General features: G+C 63.1%; 15 protein-coding genes. 1 reads left to right on the top strand and 14 read right to left on the bottom strand.

The window, feature by feature from the left end; genetic code table 11:
• Nucleotides 1-3 precede the first annotated feature (3 nt).
• From I7X43_RS10540 to I7X43_RS10565, 6 genes are all read right to left on the bottom strand, one after another.
• Nucleotides 4-1,074 (bottom strand): S49 family peptidase, encoded by a 1,071-nt coding sequence (locus tag I7X43_RS10540; protein WP_246480337.1) that lies wholly within the window; start codon nucleotides 1,072-1,074, stop codon nucleotides 4-6.
• On the bottom strand, nucleotides 1,071-1,457 hold the full coding sequence (locus I7X43_RS10545; protein ID WP_198100888.1) for a Rieske (2Fe-2S) protein: 387 nt from the start codon (nucleotides 1,455-1,457) through the stop codon (nucleotides 1,071-1,073). Before I7X43_RS10545 ends, I7X43_RS10540 begins: the two co-directional genes overlap by 4 nt.
• Nucleotides 1,450-2,109 (bottom strand): HAD family hydrolase, encoded by a 660-nt coding sequence (locus tag I7X43_RS10550; protein ID WP_198100889.1) that lies wholly within the window; start codon nucleotides 2,107-2,109, stop codon nucleotides 1,450-1,452. The genes I7X43_RS10545 and I7X43_RS10550 overlap by 8 nt, the downstream gene beginning before the upstream one ends.
• 5 nt (nucleotides 2,110-2,114) lie before the next feature.
• Nucleotides 2,115-3,515, bottom strand: a complete 1,401-nt coding sequence (locus I7X43_RS10555; RefSeq protein ID WP_198100890.1) for a hypothetical protein — start codon at nucleotides 3,513-3,515, stop codon at nucleotides 2,115-2,117.
• Nucleotides 3,512-4,537, bottom strand: coding sequence for an RluA family pseudouridine synthase (locus I7X43_RS10560; protein ID WP_198100891.1), 1,026 nt, complete (start codon nucleotides 4,535-4,537; stop codon nucleotides 3,512-3,514). Before I7X43_RS10560 ends, I7X43_RS10555 begins: the two co-directional genes overlap by 4 nt.
• Before the next feature lie 280 nt (nucleotides 4,538-4,817).
• Nucleotides 4,818-4,955 (bottom strand): hypothetical protein, encoded by a 138-nt coding sequence (locus tag I7X43_RS10565; RefSeq protein ID WP_198100892.1) that lies wholly within the window; start codon nucleotides 4,953-4,955, stop codon nucleotides 4,818-4,820.
• A 104-nt stretch (nucleotides 4,956-5,059) separates the two neighbouring features.
• Here I7X43_RS10565 and I7X43_RS10570 point away from each other — a divergent pair, with 104 nt between their 5' ends.
• The gene (locus I7X43_RS10570; protein ID WP_198100893.1) at nucleotides 5,060-7,948 is read left to right on the top strand and encodes an Rne/Rng family ribonuclease; all 2,889 of its coding nucleotides are present in this window, start codon (nucleotides 5,060-5,062) and stop codon (nucleotides 7,946-7,948) included.
• Nucleotides 7,949-8,011: 63 nt separating this feature from the next.
• On the opposite strand, the gene I7X43_RS10575 is transcribed toward I7X43_RS10570, so the two are convergent.
• The 8 genes from I7X43_RS10575 to I7X43_RS10610 form a co-directional block, all read right to left on the bottom strand.
• Nucleotides 8,012-8,788 carry a pyridoxine 5'-phosphate synthase gene (locus I7X43_RS10575; protein WP_198100894.1) on the bottom strand — a complete coding sequence of 259 codons (777 nt, stop codon included), beginning with the start codon at nucleotides 8,786-8,788 and terminating at the stop codon, nucleotides 8,012-8,014.
• On the bottom strand, nucleotides 8,785-9,558 hold the full coding sequence (gene recO / locus I7X43_RS10580; protein ID WP_198100895.1) for a DNA repair protein RecO: 774 nt from the start codon (nucleotides 9,556-9,558) through the stop codon (nucleotides 8,785-8,787). The genes I7X43_RS10575 and recO overlap by 4 nt, the downstream gene beginning before the upstream one ends.
• A gap of 12 nt (nucleotides 9,559-9,570) precedes the next feature.
• The gene (era, locus tag I7X43_RS10585; protein ID WP_198100896.1) at nucleotides 9,571-10,542 is read right to left on the bottom strand and encodes a GTPase Era; all 972 of its coding nucleotides are present in this window, start codon (nucleotides 10,540-10,542) and stop codon (nucleotides 9,571-9,573) included.
• Nucleotides 10,539-11,234: a ribonuclease III gene (rnc, locus tag I7X43_RS10590; RefSeq protein WP_198100897.1), complete on the bottom strand. Its 696-nt coding sequence runs from the start codon at nucleotides 11,232-11,234 to the stop codon at nucleotides 10,539-10,541. Before rnc ends, era begins: the two co-directional genes overlap by 4 nt.
• On the bottom strand, nucleotides 11,231-11,587 hold the full coding sequence (locus I7X43_RS10595) for a DUF4845 domain-containing protein (RefSeq protein ID WP_198100898.1): 357 nt from the start codon (nucleotides 11,585-11,587) through the stop codon (nucleotides 11,231-11,233). The genes rnc and I7X43_RS10595 overlap by 4 nt, the downstream gene beginning before the upstream one ends.
• 37 nt (nucleotides 11,588-11,624) lie before the next feature.
• Nucleotides 11,625-12,632: a signal peptidase I gene (gene lepB, locus I7X43_RS10600; protein WP_198100899.1), complete on the bottom strand. Its 1,008-nt coding sequence runs from the start codon at nucleotides 12,630-12,632 to the stop codon at nucleotides 11,625-11,627.
• Nucleotides 12,629-14,437: a translation elongation factor 4 gene (lepA, locus tag I7X43_RS10605; RefSeq protein WP_198100900.1), complete on the bottom strand. Its 1,809-nt coding sequence runs from the start codon at nucleotides 14,435-14,437 to the stop codon at nucleotides 12,629-12,631. Before lepA ends, lepB begins: the two co-directional genes overlap by 4 nt.
• A gap of 284 nt (nucleotides 14,438-14,721) precedes the next feature.
• Nucleotides 14,722-16,134, bottom strand: coding sequence for a DegQ family serine endoprotease (locus I7X43_RS10610; RefSeq protein WP_198100901.1), 1,413 nt, complete (start codon nucleotides 16,132-16,134; stop codon nucleotides 14,722-14,724).
• Nucleotides 16,135-16,408 lie beyond the last annotated feature (274 nt).

Consider the following 16,408-nt stretch of genomic DNA (forward strand, 5'->3'; position numbering starts at 1 on the left):
CCTTCAGCGCAAAGTCGGACTGTCGCGCATGGCCCGAACCGCGCCCTCGCCCAGCGCCGCACCGAACCGCTTCACCAACCGTTCGGCCACGTTTTCGTGCGGGGTGTAGTCGATCACGTCCTCGGCACCCACGACTTCCCGCGCCACATGATCCAAGTTGGCCAGACCGTCCGCCAGCCCCAACTCCACAGCGCGTTGGCCGTTCCACACCAGGCCAGAAAACAGCTTCGGGTCCTCCTTCAGCCGGGAGCCGCGTCCATCCCGCACCGCGGCAATGAACTGCTGATGCACCTCATCAATCATGGCCTGCGCCAGGGCCCGCTCCTGGGGACGCAGGGGCGAATACGGATCCAGAAGCCCCTTGTGCTCGCCAGCGGTGATCAGCCGCCGCTCGATGCCCAATTTGGACATCAGCCCGTCAAAACCGAAATCGTCGATCAAGACCCCAATGGACCCCACCATGGACGCCTTGTCGACATAGATTTCGTCGGCAGCCGACGCGATGTAATAAGCGGCTGACGCGCAAAGGTCTTCCACCACGGCATAGACCGGCTTCTTGTGCAACGCTTTGAGTCGGCGAATTTCGTCATAAACGATCCCCGCCTGCACGGGGCTGCCCCCCGGGGAATTGAACCGCAGCACCACGGCCCGCGCCCCTTGGTCAGCAAAGGCATTCTTTAACGCCGCCACCAGCACTTCGGCCCCCGCTTCGGTTGTCGGGCCAATTTCGCCATGGACCTCCACCAAAGCGGTATGCGGCGACCCGTGAGTCACGGCAGGGTTCTGCTCGGCCCACAGGGTCAGTAGGAACGCGACCCCCAGCACCAGCCACAACAAGCGAAATCCGATGCGCCAACGGCGCTCGCGCCGACGTTCATCCAAGAAATCGCGGGCCAACTGCAGCGCCAAGACTTCGTGGCCGGCGGGCGCATGGGGCGGAGACGGTTCTGTTGGGGTCGCCGGGGTCGCCGGGGTCGCCGAGGTCGCCGAGGTCGCCGGGGCGGATGTTGCTTTGAGCATGTCGGCCGGCTCCGGCGTGGGGTCTGGCAGCACGGTCGGGTCGTTCGGATTCATGGAGAAGACGCCGGGGCGTCCGGTAAAGGCTGGAGGGTGTCAGAAGGATACCAATGCACCTGGCCGTCCCGCTCGGATACGGCGACGGGAATCAGCCCCATCCGCCCGCAGCGTCCGCCCAAGCAGGCCCCAGTCCTGGGCGAATACAGCGCGCCGTGAACAGCACAAATCAAGTACTGCCGGCTGTCGTCCCAAAACGCATTCGGCTGCCAATCCAACTCAGTCGGCACATGCCCACAGCGATTGAGGTAGGCCACCACTTGTCCATCCACGCGCACAGCAAAAGCGCGCTCTTCCAACCCGCAATAGAGCAGTTCCCATTGCACGGCCAATCCCCGCTCCTGCAGGGCCTCGCTGGCGCAAACCGGCAGGGCTTCAGCCATGCTGGCGCAACCAGGTGGCCAGGGCAGGCACATTGGGCACCACGGCCAACGGCTGCAGGGCCAGCAATTCGGCGGCAGCGTGGGCGCCAAAGCTCACCGCCAACGCCGCCGTGCCCGCATTAGCGGCCAACTGCAGATCATGGGTCGTGTCGCCAATCATCAAGGTGCCATGCGCCGGCACCCGCAACTCGTCCATCAACTCGTGCAGCATTTGCGGGTGCGGCTTGCTCGCTGTTTCCTCCGCGGTACGGGTGGCCTCAAACAAATCGGTCAGGCCCACTTGTCGCAAGGCTTCGTCCAGCCCCCGGCGGCTTTTTCCAGTCGCCACGGTGAGGCGGTGCCCCCGGCGTTTTAGTTCCAGCAGCAGGTCGGGCACCCCTTCGAACAGGGTCACCTCGTGCACCGTTGCGAAGTAGTGGCGGCGGTAGGCGTTGGCGAGGTCCCGATAGCGCTCGCGCGGCAAATCCGGCACCGCGATCTGCAAGGCCGGCTCCAACCCCAAGCCAATGACATGCTGGGCACGCTCTTTGGGCACCTCCGGCAAGCCAAACTCCCGCGCCGCCGCCTGGATGCTCTTGACGATGCAGGCCGTGGAGTCAAACAAGGTGCCATCCCAGTCGAAGGCAAGCAACTCAAAACGAAGTGGGGACATGACACTCACGGTTTGTACAAACGGTAGGGGAAGCGCTGCCCGGGCGTGTATTGAAGACGGCAACGACCATCACCGTCCAGCCCTCCGGGCGAAATCGCGACGGCGATGGTCCGCTCGTCCAGGATCAAACCGGCCTCAAGCCATCGCGACGCGAACTCCGGGTAAGCCGTCCCTCTGGAGTTGCAACCCGTAGCGATGCGCAGCAGGTCGGCTGTTGGGTTGCACACACCGTGGGGTGGCTCAACCTCAAACCGACCTGCCGGCCCGGCGACCCACACGTAAAGGTTGGCGAAGGCCGCCGATGCCAGATGGGCATCTGACTCGGGGACCCTGTCGGGCTGCGTAAGAGAAATGGCATCACTCAGAAAGCACGCGCGCGCCGCACCGGCCGCACGCGTGAGGCGCGCCCAAGCGGCCCACTGCGGCCGCCGAATCATGCTCTCGGTCATGATCAGACGCGAATCACGCTGGCCGAACGTCGGCCGCAACACTTCGCCCGCCCGACGCATCAAACCCTCCTCCATCAGGCGTCGTTCAATGACAGGCCAGGGCAGATTGGCCTCCATCAGAATCGGCGCGCGGACCACGCGATCGTCCAGGCTGATGCCAGGGATGGCAAGGCGACGGCTCAATTCCGACAAATCCTCGTCGGCGCCCGCCTGCCAGAGGTACCGCACCCACTCCAAGCGCTGCGCCGGCGGCAACGCCACAGCATCCTGGTCCACCAGCCACCAGAAAACCCCCCGTGCATCGGGCCTGCCGGCCAAGCTGAGCGCATACGCTTCCCGTGCCAAAGAAGGGCTTAGAAATGCGCGTCGCACACTGGGGGTGATCAACTGCCAAAACGAGGGCGCCTTCGCCGCCTTCTGTCGCAACGACTGCTCCAACGCGCGGACCCAAGCTAGCAGACGTGGATTACGTTCCGTCCAGGCAAACGTGTCTTGCCCCTCAAAGCAAAAATCGTCTTCGCCCGCCCGGACGGCGCCCTCGAGGTACCAAGGGGGTGGAGGCGGAGCAGGCGGCAGGGCCTCCTCGTCAGGGTCAACAGAAACAGCCCCAGAACCCGTGGGAATGCTGAATTGGAGCCGCTCCATCTTCACGGAGAGACCCAAGGCATCGAGCCGCGCGCGTATCGCCGCCTCGCGTCGCAACAAGAGCTTCGGATCAGCGCCCGGCATGTGGCGGACTTGAAACACCAGCTCGCCCTCTTTGGCGCAGTGCTGCGCCCGAATCGCCAACTGATCCAGTACCTCGACAACCCGGGCATCCAGCTTGGCCTGCCCGGCACCGAAGGGGATCGCGAGCGGCTCGGGCCCTGAGTACGGGCCGCCGGCCTCGACCGGCGTGCACAGGCAAGCCAAGCCGATCCCGACCCAACACATCAAGAGCCGCACACGCCCAATCATGGATTTCCTTGAATCAAGAGCACGCACCCTTGCGGCAAACCGGCCTCGCACACCACCTCGGCCCCACTGGCCGGATGGGTGAACTGCAAGCGCTTGGCGTGCAAAAACATGCGCTCAAATCGACGCGGCCCGCGCGCCAGTTCTTTGTTTTTGGCGAAGTCGCCGTATTTGGGATCGCCCACGATGGCGTGCCCGGCTTCGGCCAGGTGCACCCGAATTTGGTGGGTTCGGCCCGTCTTGATGGTGACGTCCAGCAGGGTCGCCCAGCCCAGGCGCTGCGCCACCTTGACCAGGGTGATGGACCGCTTGGCCCCGTCGTGATCCGCGGGCACCACGCGCACATGCCGCTCCCCTTTCGCGTCCAGAGTCTTGAGGAGGGCTTGGTCAATCACTTTGAGCTTCTCGGGCCAGTCGCCCCAGACCAGGGCGGCATAGGTCTTGCCCGTCTCCCGGCCTCGAAACTGGTCCTGCACATGAGTCAGCGCCGAGCGCTTCTTGGCCATCACCAGCACCCCGCTGGTTTCTTTGTCCAAGCGATGCACCAATTCCAAAAATTTGGCCTGGGGACGCGCCCGGCGCAATTGCTCAATCACGCCAAAACTCACGCCGGAGCCGCCATGGACCGCGACACCTGCTGGCTTATCCACCACCAGCAGGTGTTCGTCTTCGAAGAGGATCGGAAATTCTCGGGGCGGTACCGCCTCGGCATCGCCCCCCTTTTCCGGCAATCGCACAGGGGGAATGCGCACCACATCCCCCACATTCAGACGGGTGTCCGCCTGAGCGCGGCCCTTGTTGACGCGCACCTCGCCGCCCCGAATCACCCGGTAGACATGGGTCTTGGGAACCCCGCGGATTTCGCGCAACAAGAAGTTATCGAGACGTTGCCCCGCGCTGCCTTCGTCCACCACGACGAGACGAACGATCCCTTTGGCGAGAGGGGGCGCCGGTGAAGCTTCGGGTTTTTGCGGGCGGGCCGGAGCGTCGGCGCGTGCTTTGGCTTTTATAATGCGGCCGGCCATCTGCGTGGTAAGTCGTTGATTTGAAAAATTTTATGCGCGGCGCAGAGGGTATTCGTGATGCAACTGGGCTTTTTGCCCTGCAGGCCTCGCCCCAAGGTGGCGAAGGCGGCTGGGGCAACTGCTCAGGTAGCGCCAAGTGATTGAACCATTCGCAGGGCTTGGGCCCTGCGTTGATCGACAAGGTTTTTTGCGCCGCAGGTCACCTCATGAGGGTGGGCTGCGCGCACTGTGTGTTCTCCAATTCGCCAGCCCATGCTGCCCCTTCGCCCCTCCCCGGCCTTCAGCCGCCGCCCCGACCATCGCGCCCCAGTGACGCGCGATTGGGCCGGGCGTTGCCGCTGGGCCGCAGGGCTCGAATGGCCAGGTGGGGCCGCGAGCGGAGTTCACTCTCGTGCCAACGCTTCGCGAAGCTGTTCATCAGGCTGATCGCGTCGCCCAGGGCGATTCCTTCCGGTTCATCTCTAAGGCGCGTGCATGGTTGCTGCCCGTGGGCAGCGCTTTGACCGTGGAGAGAGAACCCGCATGAAACGCATGCTGATTAACGCGACGCAGCCCGAAGAGCGTCGCTTGGCCGTTGTGGATGGCCAAAAGCTGATCGACTTTGAAACCGAAATCGAAGGTCGAGAGCAGCGCAAGGGCAACATCTACAAAGCCGTCGTCACCCGGGTCGAGCCGTCCTTGGAAGCGTGCTTCGTCGATTACGGCGAAGAGCGGCACGGTTTCTTGCCCTTCAAGGAAATTGCGCGCTCCTACTTCAAGGAGGGGGTCGATGTGCGCAGCGCGCGCATCAACGACGTCATCAAAGAAGGTCAAGAGCTCCTGGTTCAGGTTGAAAAGGAAGAACGTGGGAACAAGGGCGCAGCCCTGACCACCTTCATCTCGCTCGCCGGTCGCTATGTGGTCTTGATGCCCAACAATCCGCGCGGCGGTGGCGTGAGCCGCCGCATCGAGGGTGAGGACCGCGAAGAGCTCAAGGAAAACCTGGAGAGCCTGGACTACCCCAAGGGCATGAGCCTGATCGCCCGCACCGCCGGCATCGGCCGCTCGGCCGCCGAGTTGCAGTGGGATCTGAACTACCTGCTCAAACTCTGGAGTGCCATTGACGACGCGGCCAAGGGTGGCAAGGGTGCCTTTCTGATTTACCAGGAAAGCAGCCTGGTTATTCGGGCCATTCGCGATTACTTCCACGCGGATGTGGGCGAGATCCTGATCGACACCGACGACATCTACGAGCAGGCCAAGCAGTTCATGGCCCACGTGATGCCGGACACCGCCAACCGCGTCAAACGCTACCGCGACGACGCGCCGCTGTTCAGCCGCTTCCAGATCGAACACCAGATCGAAACGGCGTTCAGCCGCACGGTGACCTTGCCCAGCGGCGGCGCCATCGTGATCGACCACACCGAAGCCTTGGTTTCGGTGGACGTGAACTCGGCCCGCGCCACGCGCGGCTCGGACATCGAGGAAACCGCGACCCGCACCAACCTCGAAGCGGCCGACGAAATCGCCCGTCAGTGCCGCCTGCGCGACTTGGGCGGCCTGATCGTGGTCGACTTCATCGACATGGAGGAAGGCAAGAACCGCCGCGAGGTCGAGACCCGTCTGCGCGACGCCCTGCGCCACGACCGTGCCCGCGTGCAGTTCAGCTCCATCAGCAAATTCGGCCTGCTGGAACTGAGCCGGCAGCGCCTGCGCCCGGCACTCAGCGAGGGCAGCCACATCACCTGCCCGCGCTGCAATGGCACGGGCCACATCCGTGACACGGAAAGCTCGGCCCTGCAGATCCTGCGCATGGTTCAGGAAGAGTCCATGAAGGACAACACCGCCGCAGTGCACGTTCAGGTGCCAGTGGAGGTGACCAGCTTCCTCTTGAACGAGAAGCGCGCAGAGATCACGAAGATCGAGTTGAAGCAGCGCGTCAACGTGCTGTTGATCCCCAACCCGCATCTGGAAACCCCGAACTACAAGCTGGAGCGCCTGCGCCATGACGACCCCCGTCTGGACGCCTTCAAGGCCAGCTACACCATGATCGAGGAGCCCAGCGATGAGGTGGGCATCACCCGTCGTGAGAAGGCCAAGCCTCGCCAGGAGCCGCTGATCAAAGGGGTTTTGCCCGATCAGCCCGCGCCACTGGCGCCACCGCCCGCTCCGGCGCCCGTGCCCGCGCCAGCCGCCGCCCCGAAAGCCGCCTCCGGCGGCTTCTTGGGCTGGCTCAAGAGTCTGTTCAGCAGCACCCCGGAACCCACGCCGGCGGTGACGCCCGCTCCTTCCCAGGAGAAGGGCAAAGAGGAGCGCCGTGCAGGACGTGGCGACCGGGGTCGCCGCAGCGATCGCGGTGACCGGACGGAACGCGGTGAGCGCGCCGACAAGCGCGAGAAGGGCGAGCGGGGAGACCGCAGTGATCGGGGGGACCGCGGCGAACGCAACCGCGGCGAGGCCAAGCCCACCGAATCGAAACGGGACACCCGCGAAAGCCGCGAGGCGCGCACCGAGGAGCGCCAAGAAGCGCGCCCGGAGGGGCGCGGTGACGGTCAGCGCCGCCGTCGTGACCGCGGCGAGCGGCGTGAACACAGCGAAGCCCAGGTGGCCGAGGCCAGTCAACACCTCGCCACGGCCCATCCCAGCGCGGCCGTGCCGACCGTACAAGAACTGCACGAGGCCCCGCCCGCCTACGTGGACAGCCAGGCGCCGGATCAAGACGAGCGCATCGAACCGCTGCACGGCGAACCGACCTCGTCCAACCTGGCCGATGAGCGCAAAGGCCGCCGCCGCCGCCGGGGTGGCCGGGGTCGAAGCGACGGGGTCGCGCCCGAAACCACCGAAGCGCCGACCGATTTCGCAGATACCGAACCGGACCGTCTTGCGCCCTCTCCAGCCGTGATCGCTGCGGACGCCACCCTTGGGCGCGTGGAAGCGGATGAAACGCCGAACGATGATCTCGCCGAAGGTCACCAGTCAGAAGAGGGTCAGCGTCGCCGCCGTCGTCGCCGGGGTCGCAACGAACCGGTCGAGGCCACTGAGGCCCCGCAACAACTTGAACTGGAAGCGTCCTCGGGCGCGCCCGTTACGCTGGAGAGCGAACCGCAGGCCGAGCCGCCTCAAGCGGTGGAATCCATCGTCACGGAAACGATGGAGTCCGCACCACCGGCCGCAGAAGCCGCTGCGCCGGCCGCCGCAGCTTATGTGTTGCCCACCGAAGCGCTACAGCAGTTGGCCGCTGAGGCCGGACTGACCTGGGTTGGATCGGATGCCGACAAGGTCGCAGCCGCGCAAGCGGCCATCGCAGCCGAGCCCAAGCCGCAGCGCGTTCCCCGCGAACGTCCTCCTGCGGTCGTGGTCGACGCAGGCCCCCTGGTCTTGGTCGAAACCCGCAAGGATCTGAATCAGGTTCGTCTGCCGTTCGACGCTTAATCGTCGAAGCCCGGAAAAAAGCCGCCGGCCCTGACGGGCACGGCGGCTTTTTTATTGAGCGAGTCAGCGGACCGCGCGAGCAATGCAGCGCAGGTACTCCCGAACGGTTTCGGCATACCCCAGTTCCAGCGCATCGGCAATCAGCGCGTGTCCAATCGACACCTCTTGAACCCCCGGCACCGCCCGCAGGAAATCCGTCAAGTTGGTCCGGTTCAGGTCATGCCCCGCGTTGACACCCAACCCTGCGGCCAATGCCGCTTGGGCGGCCATCTTGTAGCGCTGCAGTTGCGCTGCCTGTTCTGGACCGCCATGTGCCGCCGCGTAGGGCTCGGTATACAACTCGACCCGATCGGCACCCAAACGCGCGGCTTCAAGCATCGCGTCCGGATTGGGATCCATGAAGAGGCTCACTCTCACACCAAGTTGCCGACATTCGGCCACCAAGGGCGCCAGACGGCCGGCGTCCGCGGGAAGGGTCCAACCATGATCCGATGTGAATTGGTCCTCGCTATCCGGCACAAACGTAGCCTGATGCGGCCTCAAGGCCCGGACCAAGTTCATCAGGTTCTGCGTCGGGTTGCCTTCAATGTTGAATTCCGCCTGCGGCCACTGGGCCATCAAGGTGGCCAGTTCGTGGACATCCGACTCCCGAATGTGCCGGGCATCCGGCCGGGGATGCACGGTGATGCCCTGCGCCCCGGCCTCCAGACACAGTGCAGCCGCCCGCGTGACACTGGGAATGCCCAGGTGGCGCGTATTGCGCAGCAGCGCAACTTTGTTGACGTTCACCGACAGCGCGCACAGGGGGCTCGCGTCTGCACCATTCAGTAAGGGGTTCATGGGCGGTTTTCCAGAAGATCGTGGGCCTGATGGAGCACGAAGCGGCTGCGCAGCGCCTGATGCCCCAGATGGTAGTGGAGGACCTCCCGCAAGAGCGCTTTCAGCGTGCTCCGCTTCGGCAGCGTCAGCACCGCTTCCACCAATGGGTGGAGTCCTCCAGGCAGGGCGTGGGCCATGGCCACCCAGTTCGCGCCGGCCAAGCTGCCGCGCGTCCCCTCCCCTGCGACCAGGCCGATTTCGGGGGTCAGGGTGTAACGGCCAGCAGCGTGAAGCGGTTCGAGGTGGACGCTGTCTCGGGTCAAATCGGGCAACCACCCCAGGGCCTGAAGCAATCGCAATTCGAAGGCCCGAAGCCAAGCATCGGGCGAGTCGCTGGTCTCCGTTGGCAATGCCAAGCCTGCGATCGCTGCGGCGTAGGGCTCAAACACCTCGGGATGGGGTTCGCCGCGCGGCAATAGGCGCAACAGCAGCTCATTGAGGTAGTACGCCGCCAACAACCCGTCCCCTTGGGGCATGGGATGGCCGGCCGCCCACTCCGCGCTTCTGAGCGTGTGGATGTCCATCAGCTCAGGGCCTTTGGGCTTGGTGAGGTGCAGGTGCACGCGCTGCATGGGCAACAACACCGCCCGAAGCTGGGAGGTCGGACGTTTGGCGCCTTTGGCCACAACACTGATCCGGCCTTGTTCGCGCGTAAAAACATCCAGAACCAGACTGGACTCACTCCAGTCGTACCGGTGCAGCACGTAGGCCGTCAGGCCACCCGATTTCACCTCAGTCGCGTCTTACTCGTAGCCATAGGAGCGCAGGTGCTCCTCGCTGTCAGCCCAGCCCGAGCGCACTTTGACAAAAAGCTCCAAGAACACGCGTGACTCGGTCAGCCGCTCTAGTTCCTGGCGAGCTTCAGTCCCAATGCGCTTGAGACGCTCGCCGCCCTGGCCAATCACCATGCCTTTGTGGGCTTCGCGTTCCACCACGATCGTCGCTGCAATCCGGCGGCGCGCCGCACCGGGCGCTGCCGGCAGGGCCGGAAGCCCTGGGGCCAGCGGCTTGCTGTCAGCGACCGGATCCGGAGCCTCTTCTTCCCACCGATCAATGACCACCGTGCAGCTGTAGGGCAACTCGTCGCCCGTCAGGCGAAACAGTTTCTCACGGATCAACTCTGAGGCCAGAAATCGCTCGCTGCGATCCGTCAGCGCATCCTCTTCAAAAAACCACGGCTGCTCCGGCAAATAGGGCGAAAGGATGTCGTAGAGCCGGTCCACGTCCGCGGCCTTGCGCGCACTCAACGGCACAAATTCGGCAAAGGCGTGGCGCTCCTGCATGTCTTTGAGCCACGGCAGCAGATCGGCCCTGCGGTGGACGGCGTCCAATTTGTTCGCCACCAACACGGCGGGTTTACCGGGCGGAAGCAGCGACAGAACTTTGGCGTCATCCAAGCCAAATCGCCCAGCCTCGACGACGAGCAGAACCAAATCCACGTCCGCCAACGCGCCCGTCACCGTGCGATTCAAGTTTCGATTCAGCGCATTGCCGTGGCGCGTCTGGAACCCGGGCGTGTCGACAAAGACAAACTGGGTCTCGCCACGGGTACGCACCCCAGTGATGCGATGCCGCGTGGTTTGCGCTTTCTTAGACGTGATCGACACCTTTTGTCCCACCAGGGCATTGAGCAAGGTGGACTTGCCGACGTTCGGTCGCCCGACAATGGCGATGAGCCCACAGCGAGGATTCACAGGGGTCTGCACGTCGTTCATGGGGTGTCCTTCGATTGACTGGGCGTTTGGCCTTGGAGTTGGTTCAAGAGTGCCTGCGCTGCCTGTTGTTCAGCCGCTCGCCGAGAGGTGCCCTTTCCTCGACTCTGCAAGGACAAGACCGAAATGGCGCATTCCACTTCAAAGACCTGCTGGTGCGATTTACCCTGGGCCGAAACGATGCGATAGGCCGGAATCGGGTGCTTGCGAGCTTGCAGCCATTCCTGCAACGCCGTCTTGGCGTCCTTGGCCCACCGGGTCGCACTCGCATCCTCAAGCAGCGCGGGGCCGAACAATCGCAAAACCAGCGCTTGGGCGGCATCAAATCCGCCATCCAAATGGACCGCGCCGATCACCGCCTCCAGGGCGTCCGCCAAGATGGCCGGGCGTTGGGCGCCGCCGCCTCGTGCTTCGCCCTCGCTCACGCGCAGGTGCTGCGGCAGGTTTAAGGCCCGTGCAACCGTCTGCAGGCTTTCTTCTCGCACCAAATGGGCGCGCATTCTGGACAGGGCGCCTTCATCCATTTGCTGGCGGCTGGCATACAAGTGCTGCGTAATGGCCAGCCCCAGGACCGCGTCGCCCAGGAACTCCAGTCGCTCGTTGTGCTGTGCACTGAAGCTGCGATGGGTGAGCGCTCGCTGCAGCAGGCCAACGTCACGAAACGAATACCCAAGCGCCGCTTGCAACTCCCTCACTCAGACTGCCCTTGATACTTCATGAGCAAGTAGACCGGTCCGCCGAGTTCGATCTCGCGCTGGAACGCGAAACTGATATGGACTTTGTCTCCATCCTTGGAGACATCCAATTCACTGGAATTCAATTGAATCGAGTACTCGACTGCCTTGATTCGATCAAATTCGGCACGCGCCGCCGCCACGGTCGGCGGGTTGTTTCGTGCAATGGTCGTCACGGCCTTCTTCGTGGCTTGGTACTCCAAAAGTGTGGGGGTCACCTTGGCGCCAACAATAAAGAAAAAAGCAACGATGACCCCCACCGTCAACATGCCGATCAAGGAAAGGCCGCGCTGGGCCCGGGCTGAATTCCGCATCGCCTGACTCCGAATGTCCGAGATCTAGAAGCGTATCTCAGTCGAATCCGCCAATCCGCTTGGGATCGCCCAAATTCATCCAGATGAACACGGCCTTGCCCACAATATTGGCGTCAGGCACAAAACCCCAGAAGCGGCTGTCGCGTGAATTGTCCCGGTTGTCACCCAGCATGAAGTAGTGCCCCGCCGGCACGGTGCACGTCACGCCATCCAACCCGTATTGGCAATTTTCTGCGTGAGGGAACGGGCCGTTCGCCGTGTCCATGCGGAAATGCAGCGGCAAACTGCGATTCACGAGCATGTCATGGGGGCGCTCGCCCAGAGACTCACGGTAACGAGGGCGCTCTCGCAGGCTGTCCTGGTCGAAATAGGGCCCCAACGCGTCGGTCTTGACTTCTTGACCGTTGATGCTCAGGGTCTGGTTGCGCCAGCTCACCACGTCGCCCGGCAGTCCGACCACCCGCTTGATGTAGTCCATGCGCGGGTCTTCCGGGAAGCGAAACACCATCACATCCCCACGCCGGACCGGTTGGTTGTCCCAAATCTTCTTGTTGATGACGGGCAGGCGCACCCCGTAGTGAAACTTGTTCACCAAGATCAAGTCCCCCACCAAAAGCGTGGGCACCATGGAGCCCGAGGGGATGCGAAAGGGCTCAAATAAGAAAGAACGCAGCCCAAACACCAGGACGATGACCGGAAACAAGCCTGCCGTCCAATCCAGCCACCAGGGTTGGCGCAGCACCGCCCTGCGCGCGCCTTCGATGTCCGCGTGGTCGACCTTGATTCCTTCGGCCGACAGCTTGGCGCGCCGCTGAGCGTCCTGTTCGACCAGGGCGCGGGCCGCGGCTTCTCGCCGGGGCAAGAAATACCAGCGCTCGGCGATCCAATAGAAGAACGTCACCACCGACATCAGGAAGAGCAGCAGCGCAAAATTTCCCGTCCATTTGTCCAGGTACCAGCCCCCCAAGTAGACGACCAGAACCGCGTACAAAAATGCGGTCAACGCGCTGAGTTGAGGGTGATCTTCGTTGAGCTCGCTGTTCATTCTTCGACCTGCAGAATGGCTAGGAAGGCCTCTTGCGGCACTTCCACAGAGCCGATTTGCTTCATGCGCTTCTTACCCGCTTTCTGCTTTTCCAGCAGCTTGCGCTTGCGGGTGATGTCGCCGCCATAACACTTAGCCAGCACGTTCTTGCGCAATGCTTTGATGTCCTCGCGGGCGATGATCTTCACCCCGATGGCCGCTTGAATCGAGACGTCATACATCTGACGCGGAATGATTTCGCGCATCTTCGCGGCCACCTGACGCCCGCGGAACTGGCTCTGGCTGCGGTGCACGATGATGGCCAGCGCGTCGATCCGGTCGCCGTTGATCAGCATGTCGACCTTCACGACGTCTGAGGCCCGGTATTCCTTGAACTCGTAGTCCATCGAGGCATAGCCCCGGCTGACAGACTTCAGTTTGTCAAAGAAGTCGAGCACGATTTCCGCGAGGGGCATCTCGTACGTCAGGTGGACCTGGCGGCCGTGATAGCTCATCTGCACCTGCACGCCCCGCTTCTGATTGGCCAGGGTCATGACGGCGCCCACGTACTCCTGGGGCTGGTACAGGTGCACCGTCACGATGGGCTCCCGAATCTCGGCGATTTTGCCGGGCTCGGGCATCTTGCTGGGGTTCTCGACTTCAATGACTTCGCCATCGCCCAGCACCACTTCGTACACAACCGACGGTGCGGTGGTGATGAGGTCCTGGTCAAACTCACGCTCCAGGCGCTCCTGCACGATCTCCATGTGCAGCAAGCCCAAGAACCCGCAGCGGAAACCAAAACCCAGCGCTTGCGACACCTCGGGTTCGAACCGCAGGGAGGAGTCATTCAAGTGCAACTTTTCCAGGGCGTCACGAAGCTGGTCGTATTCACTCGCTTCGGTCGGGTACAGCCCGGCAAAGACCTGGGGCTGGATTTCCTTGAACCCTGGCAGGGCCTCGGTGGCCGGACCGAGGTTGTTGGGCAACTTCTTTTCCAGCGTGATAGTGTCACCCACCTTGGCGGCGGCCAGTTCCTTGATGCCCGCAATCACGAAACCGACCTCGCCGGCGTTCAGTTGATCGCGTTTCTCGCTCTTGGGCGTGAAGACTCCCAACTGGTCCACGGGATAGACCGCGTTGGTGGCCATCATACGGATGCGTTCATCTCGCTTTAGCGTACCGTCCACCACACGGACCAACATCACGACGCCCACATAGTTATCGAACCAGGAGTCAATGATCATGGCGCGCAGCGGTGCCTCCAGGACCCCTTTGGGGGGCGGCATTTTGGCGATGACCGCTTCCAGGATGTCGTCGATGCCCATGCCCGACTTGGCCGAGCACGGAATGGCATCGGTGGCATCAATACCGATCACATCTTCGATCTCGGCTTTGGCGTTGTCCGGGTCCGCTTGCGGCAGGTCCATCTTGTTCAACACCGGAACCACTTCCACGCCCAGATCCAAAGCGGTGTAGCAGTTGGCAACGGTCTGCGCTTCAACGCCTTGGCTCGCATCCACGACCAGCAAGGCCCCTTCGCAGGCACTGAGACTGCGGCTCACCTCGTAGCTGAAGTCAACATGCCCGGGGGTATCGATCAGGTTCAGGTTGTAGACCTTCCCATCTCGCGCCTTGTAGTGAAGCGCCGCCGTTTGAGCCTTGATGGTGATGCCGCGCTCGCGCTCAATGTCCATCGAATCCAGGACTTGGGCCTCCATTTCGCGGTCAGCCAAACCCCCGCAACGCTGGATGAGTCGGTCGGCCAGGGTGCTCTTCCCGTGGTCGATGTGGGCAATGATGGAAAAGTTTCGGATGTGGTCCATGGGGTCTCGGTGCCACGCCTCGGTGGGGTTGCTCGGTGCACACAGGCGCAGAGCGCCCCAGCACCGTATCCCGCACGAACACAAGCCGTGCCGAAGCTAAAAAAAAGGCACGTCCAAGGGGCAGACGCGCCTTCCAACAAAACGTATGGCAACTGCTTGTTGGGGGACTGATTGTAGCCAAAGCCCTCGAATTCACCAGCCCCCGCCGCAAAGGGTCATGACCGTTGCAGGCACCCGACAAGCGATGTTGCCCACAACTTATTCACAGATTCCCCTGGAAAATGTCACTTTCCCGGCCGAATCAAGACAAAGCTAGTCACGTCGCCGCGCCGAACCACCAAACTTAGCACTTTGTTCCGGTCGGCCTTGGAGACCAAACTCTGGAATTGCTTCACGCTGCTGATTTCGGTGTTTTCGACGGACAGAATGACATCCCCCTCACGCAAACCCGCGCGCGCAGCCGGCCCTTCGGCCCCGTCAATTCGAATGCCGCCGCGCACCCGCAACTCCTTGCGTTGAGACTCCGTCAGGTCCGAAAGAATCAAGCCCAGCCCCCCTGCTGCGCGGGCCGCTTCCGACGCGTCGGCCTGCCCACGACCGGGACTCTCTTTGAGCTCTGCAACCGTCACCGACAGATCCTTGCTCGCGCCGCGCCGAAACACCTGGAGTTGAGCCTTGCTGCCTGGACGCGCGGCCCCAACGAGCCGAGGCAAGTCCGTTGAGCGTTCAATGGTTTTGCCATCGAATTTGAGGATGACGTCGCCGCCCTCGACCCCCGCCTTTTCAGCCGGGCTGCCAGCCTCCACCGAACTCACCCACGCTCCCTGTGGTTTGGCCAATCCCATGGCATCCGCGACCTCTTTGGTGACGGGCCCAATGGCCACACCAATCCGCCCCCGCACCACCTTGCCACTGGCCCGCAATTGATCGGCGACGCGCATCGCCTCGTCAATGGGGATGGCAAAGGAAATTCCCATGAAACCACCGGACTGGCTGTAGATCTGCGAATTGATGCCCACCACTTCGCCCCGCATATTGAGCAGCGGCCCGCCCGAATTCCCCGGATTGATGGCGACATCGGTTTGAATGAAAGGCAAAAACTCACCGGTGTCACGCGCCTTGGCGCTGACGATGCCGGCCGTCACCGTGCTTTCAAAGCCAAAGGGCGACCCAATGGCCAAGACCCACTCGCCCACTTTGAGGCGATTGACGTCGCCCAACCGAACCGAGGGCAAGCCCTGCGCGTCAATCTTGAGCACCGCCACATCGGTGCGACGGTCCAATCCACTCACCTTTGCCCTGAATTCGCGCTTGTCGGTGAGGGTCACGATGACCTCGTCCGCCCCTTCCACCACATGCGCATTGGTCAACACCACCCCATCGGCGGCCAAGATGAAACCCGAACCCACCCCACGTCGTTGGGGCGCCTCGTCATCCTCTCCCCGAGGTTGAGGGCGTCGCCCCCCCGGCAGTCCAAACCGACGCAAAAACTCCTGCATCTGGGGGTCCATCTCCCCGCCGGGCATTCCCCGCACCCGCTCCGAGGTGCGAATGTTCACCACAGCGGGCCCCACGCGCTCCACCAGCTCCGTGAAATCTGGCAAATTTGGGTTCTGGGCGTGCGCTGCACCTCCTTGAATCAAACTCAGCGCCACCGCCAGAGTGGCCAAGCCCGTTCGTACTGCAATCGATTTCATGGTGCGTTCAGTTCCCCGTTTAAGTCACGCAGGCAGGATGATGCCAAGGCACCGACCTCAACGGCCAGAAGTCACCCCTGCGTTGACAAAGCTGCCCGCCGCTACTGGGCGCCCAGCCAGTGGCCTCTTCGGGTGCGGGCCAAATGTGCCCGCAAAAGCGCCCAGGCTCGCGGTTGGTGCGCCGCGCGCAGCCACAAGAATTGATGGCGCCGCCGCGTTGCCCGATGACCGGCCGAACATGGCAGCGACAGCCTCAATCCAATGCAGCGCCCCC

It is taken from the genome of Inhella gelatinilytica (genome assembly GCF_016093295.1).
In the GTDB taxonomy this organism is placed as follows: Bacteria; Pseudomonadota; Gammaproteobacteria; order Burkholderiales; family Burkholderiaceae_C; genus Inhella; species Inhella gelatinilytica.

What these genes read in the sequence shown, in the direction of transcription:
- I7X43_RS10540 (WP_246480337.1), bottom strand. Translation starts at nt 1,074, where the DNA reads ATGAATCCGAACGACCCGACCGTGCTGCCAGACCCCACGCCGGAGCCG.
- I7X43_RS10545 (WP_198100888.1), bottom strand. Translation starts at nt 1,457, where the DNA reads ATGGCTGAAGCCCTGCCGGTTTGCGCCAGCGAGGCCCTGCAGGAGCGG.
- I7X43_RS10610 (WP_198100901.1), bottom strand. Translation starts at nt 16,134, where the DNA reads ATGAAATCGATTGCAGTACGAACGGGCTTGGCCACTCTGGCGGTGGCG.
- I7X43_RS10550 (WP_198100889.1), bottom strand. Translation starts at nt 2,109, where the DNA reads ATGTCCCCACTTCGTTTTGAGTTGCTTGCCTTCGACTGGGATGGCACC.
- I7X43_RS10565 (WP_198100892.1), bottom strand. Translation starts at nt 4,955, where the DNA reads ATGAACAGCTTCGCGAAGCGTTGGCACGAGAGTGAACTCCGCTCGCGG.
- I7X43_RS10575 (WP_198100894.1), bottom strand. Translation starts at nt 8,788, where the DNA reads ATGAACCCCTTACTGAATGGTGCAGACGCGAGCCCCCTGTGCGCGCTG.
- lepA (WP_198100900.1), bottom strand. Translation starts at nt 14,437, where the DNA reads ATGGACCACATCCGAAACTTTTCCATCATTGCCCACATCGACCACGGG.
- I7X43_RS10555 (WP_198100890.1), bottom strand. Translation starts at nt 3,515, where the DNA reads ATGATTGGGCGTGTGCGGCTCTTGATGTGTTGGGTCGGGATCGGCTTG.
- era (WP_198100896.1), bottom strand. Translation starts at nt 10,542, where the DNA reads ATGAACGACGTGCAGACCCCTGTGAATCCTCGCTGTGGGCTCATCGCC.
- lepB (WP_198100899.1), bottom strand. Translation starts at nt 12,632, where the DNA reads ATGAACAGCGAGCTCAACGAAGATCACCCTCAACTCAGCGCGTTGACC.
- I7X43_RS10595 (WP_198100898.1), bottom strand. Translation starts at nt 11,587, where the DNA reads ATGCGGAATTCAGCCCGGGCCCAGCGCGGCCTTTCCTTGATCGGCATG.
- I7X43_RS10560 (WP_198100891.1), bottom strand. Translation starts at nt 4,537, where the DNA reads ATGGCCGGCCGCATTATAAAAGCCAAAGCACGCGCCGACGCTCCGGCC.
- I7X43_RS10570 (WP_198100893.1), top strand. Translation starts at nt 5,060, where the DNA reads ATGAAACGCATGCTGATTAACGCGACGCAGCCCGAAGAGCGTCGCTTG.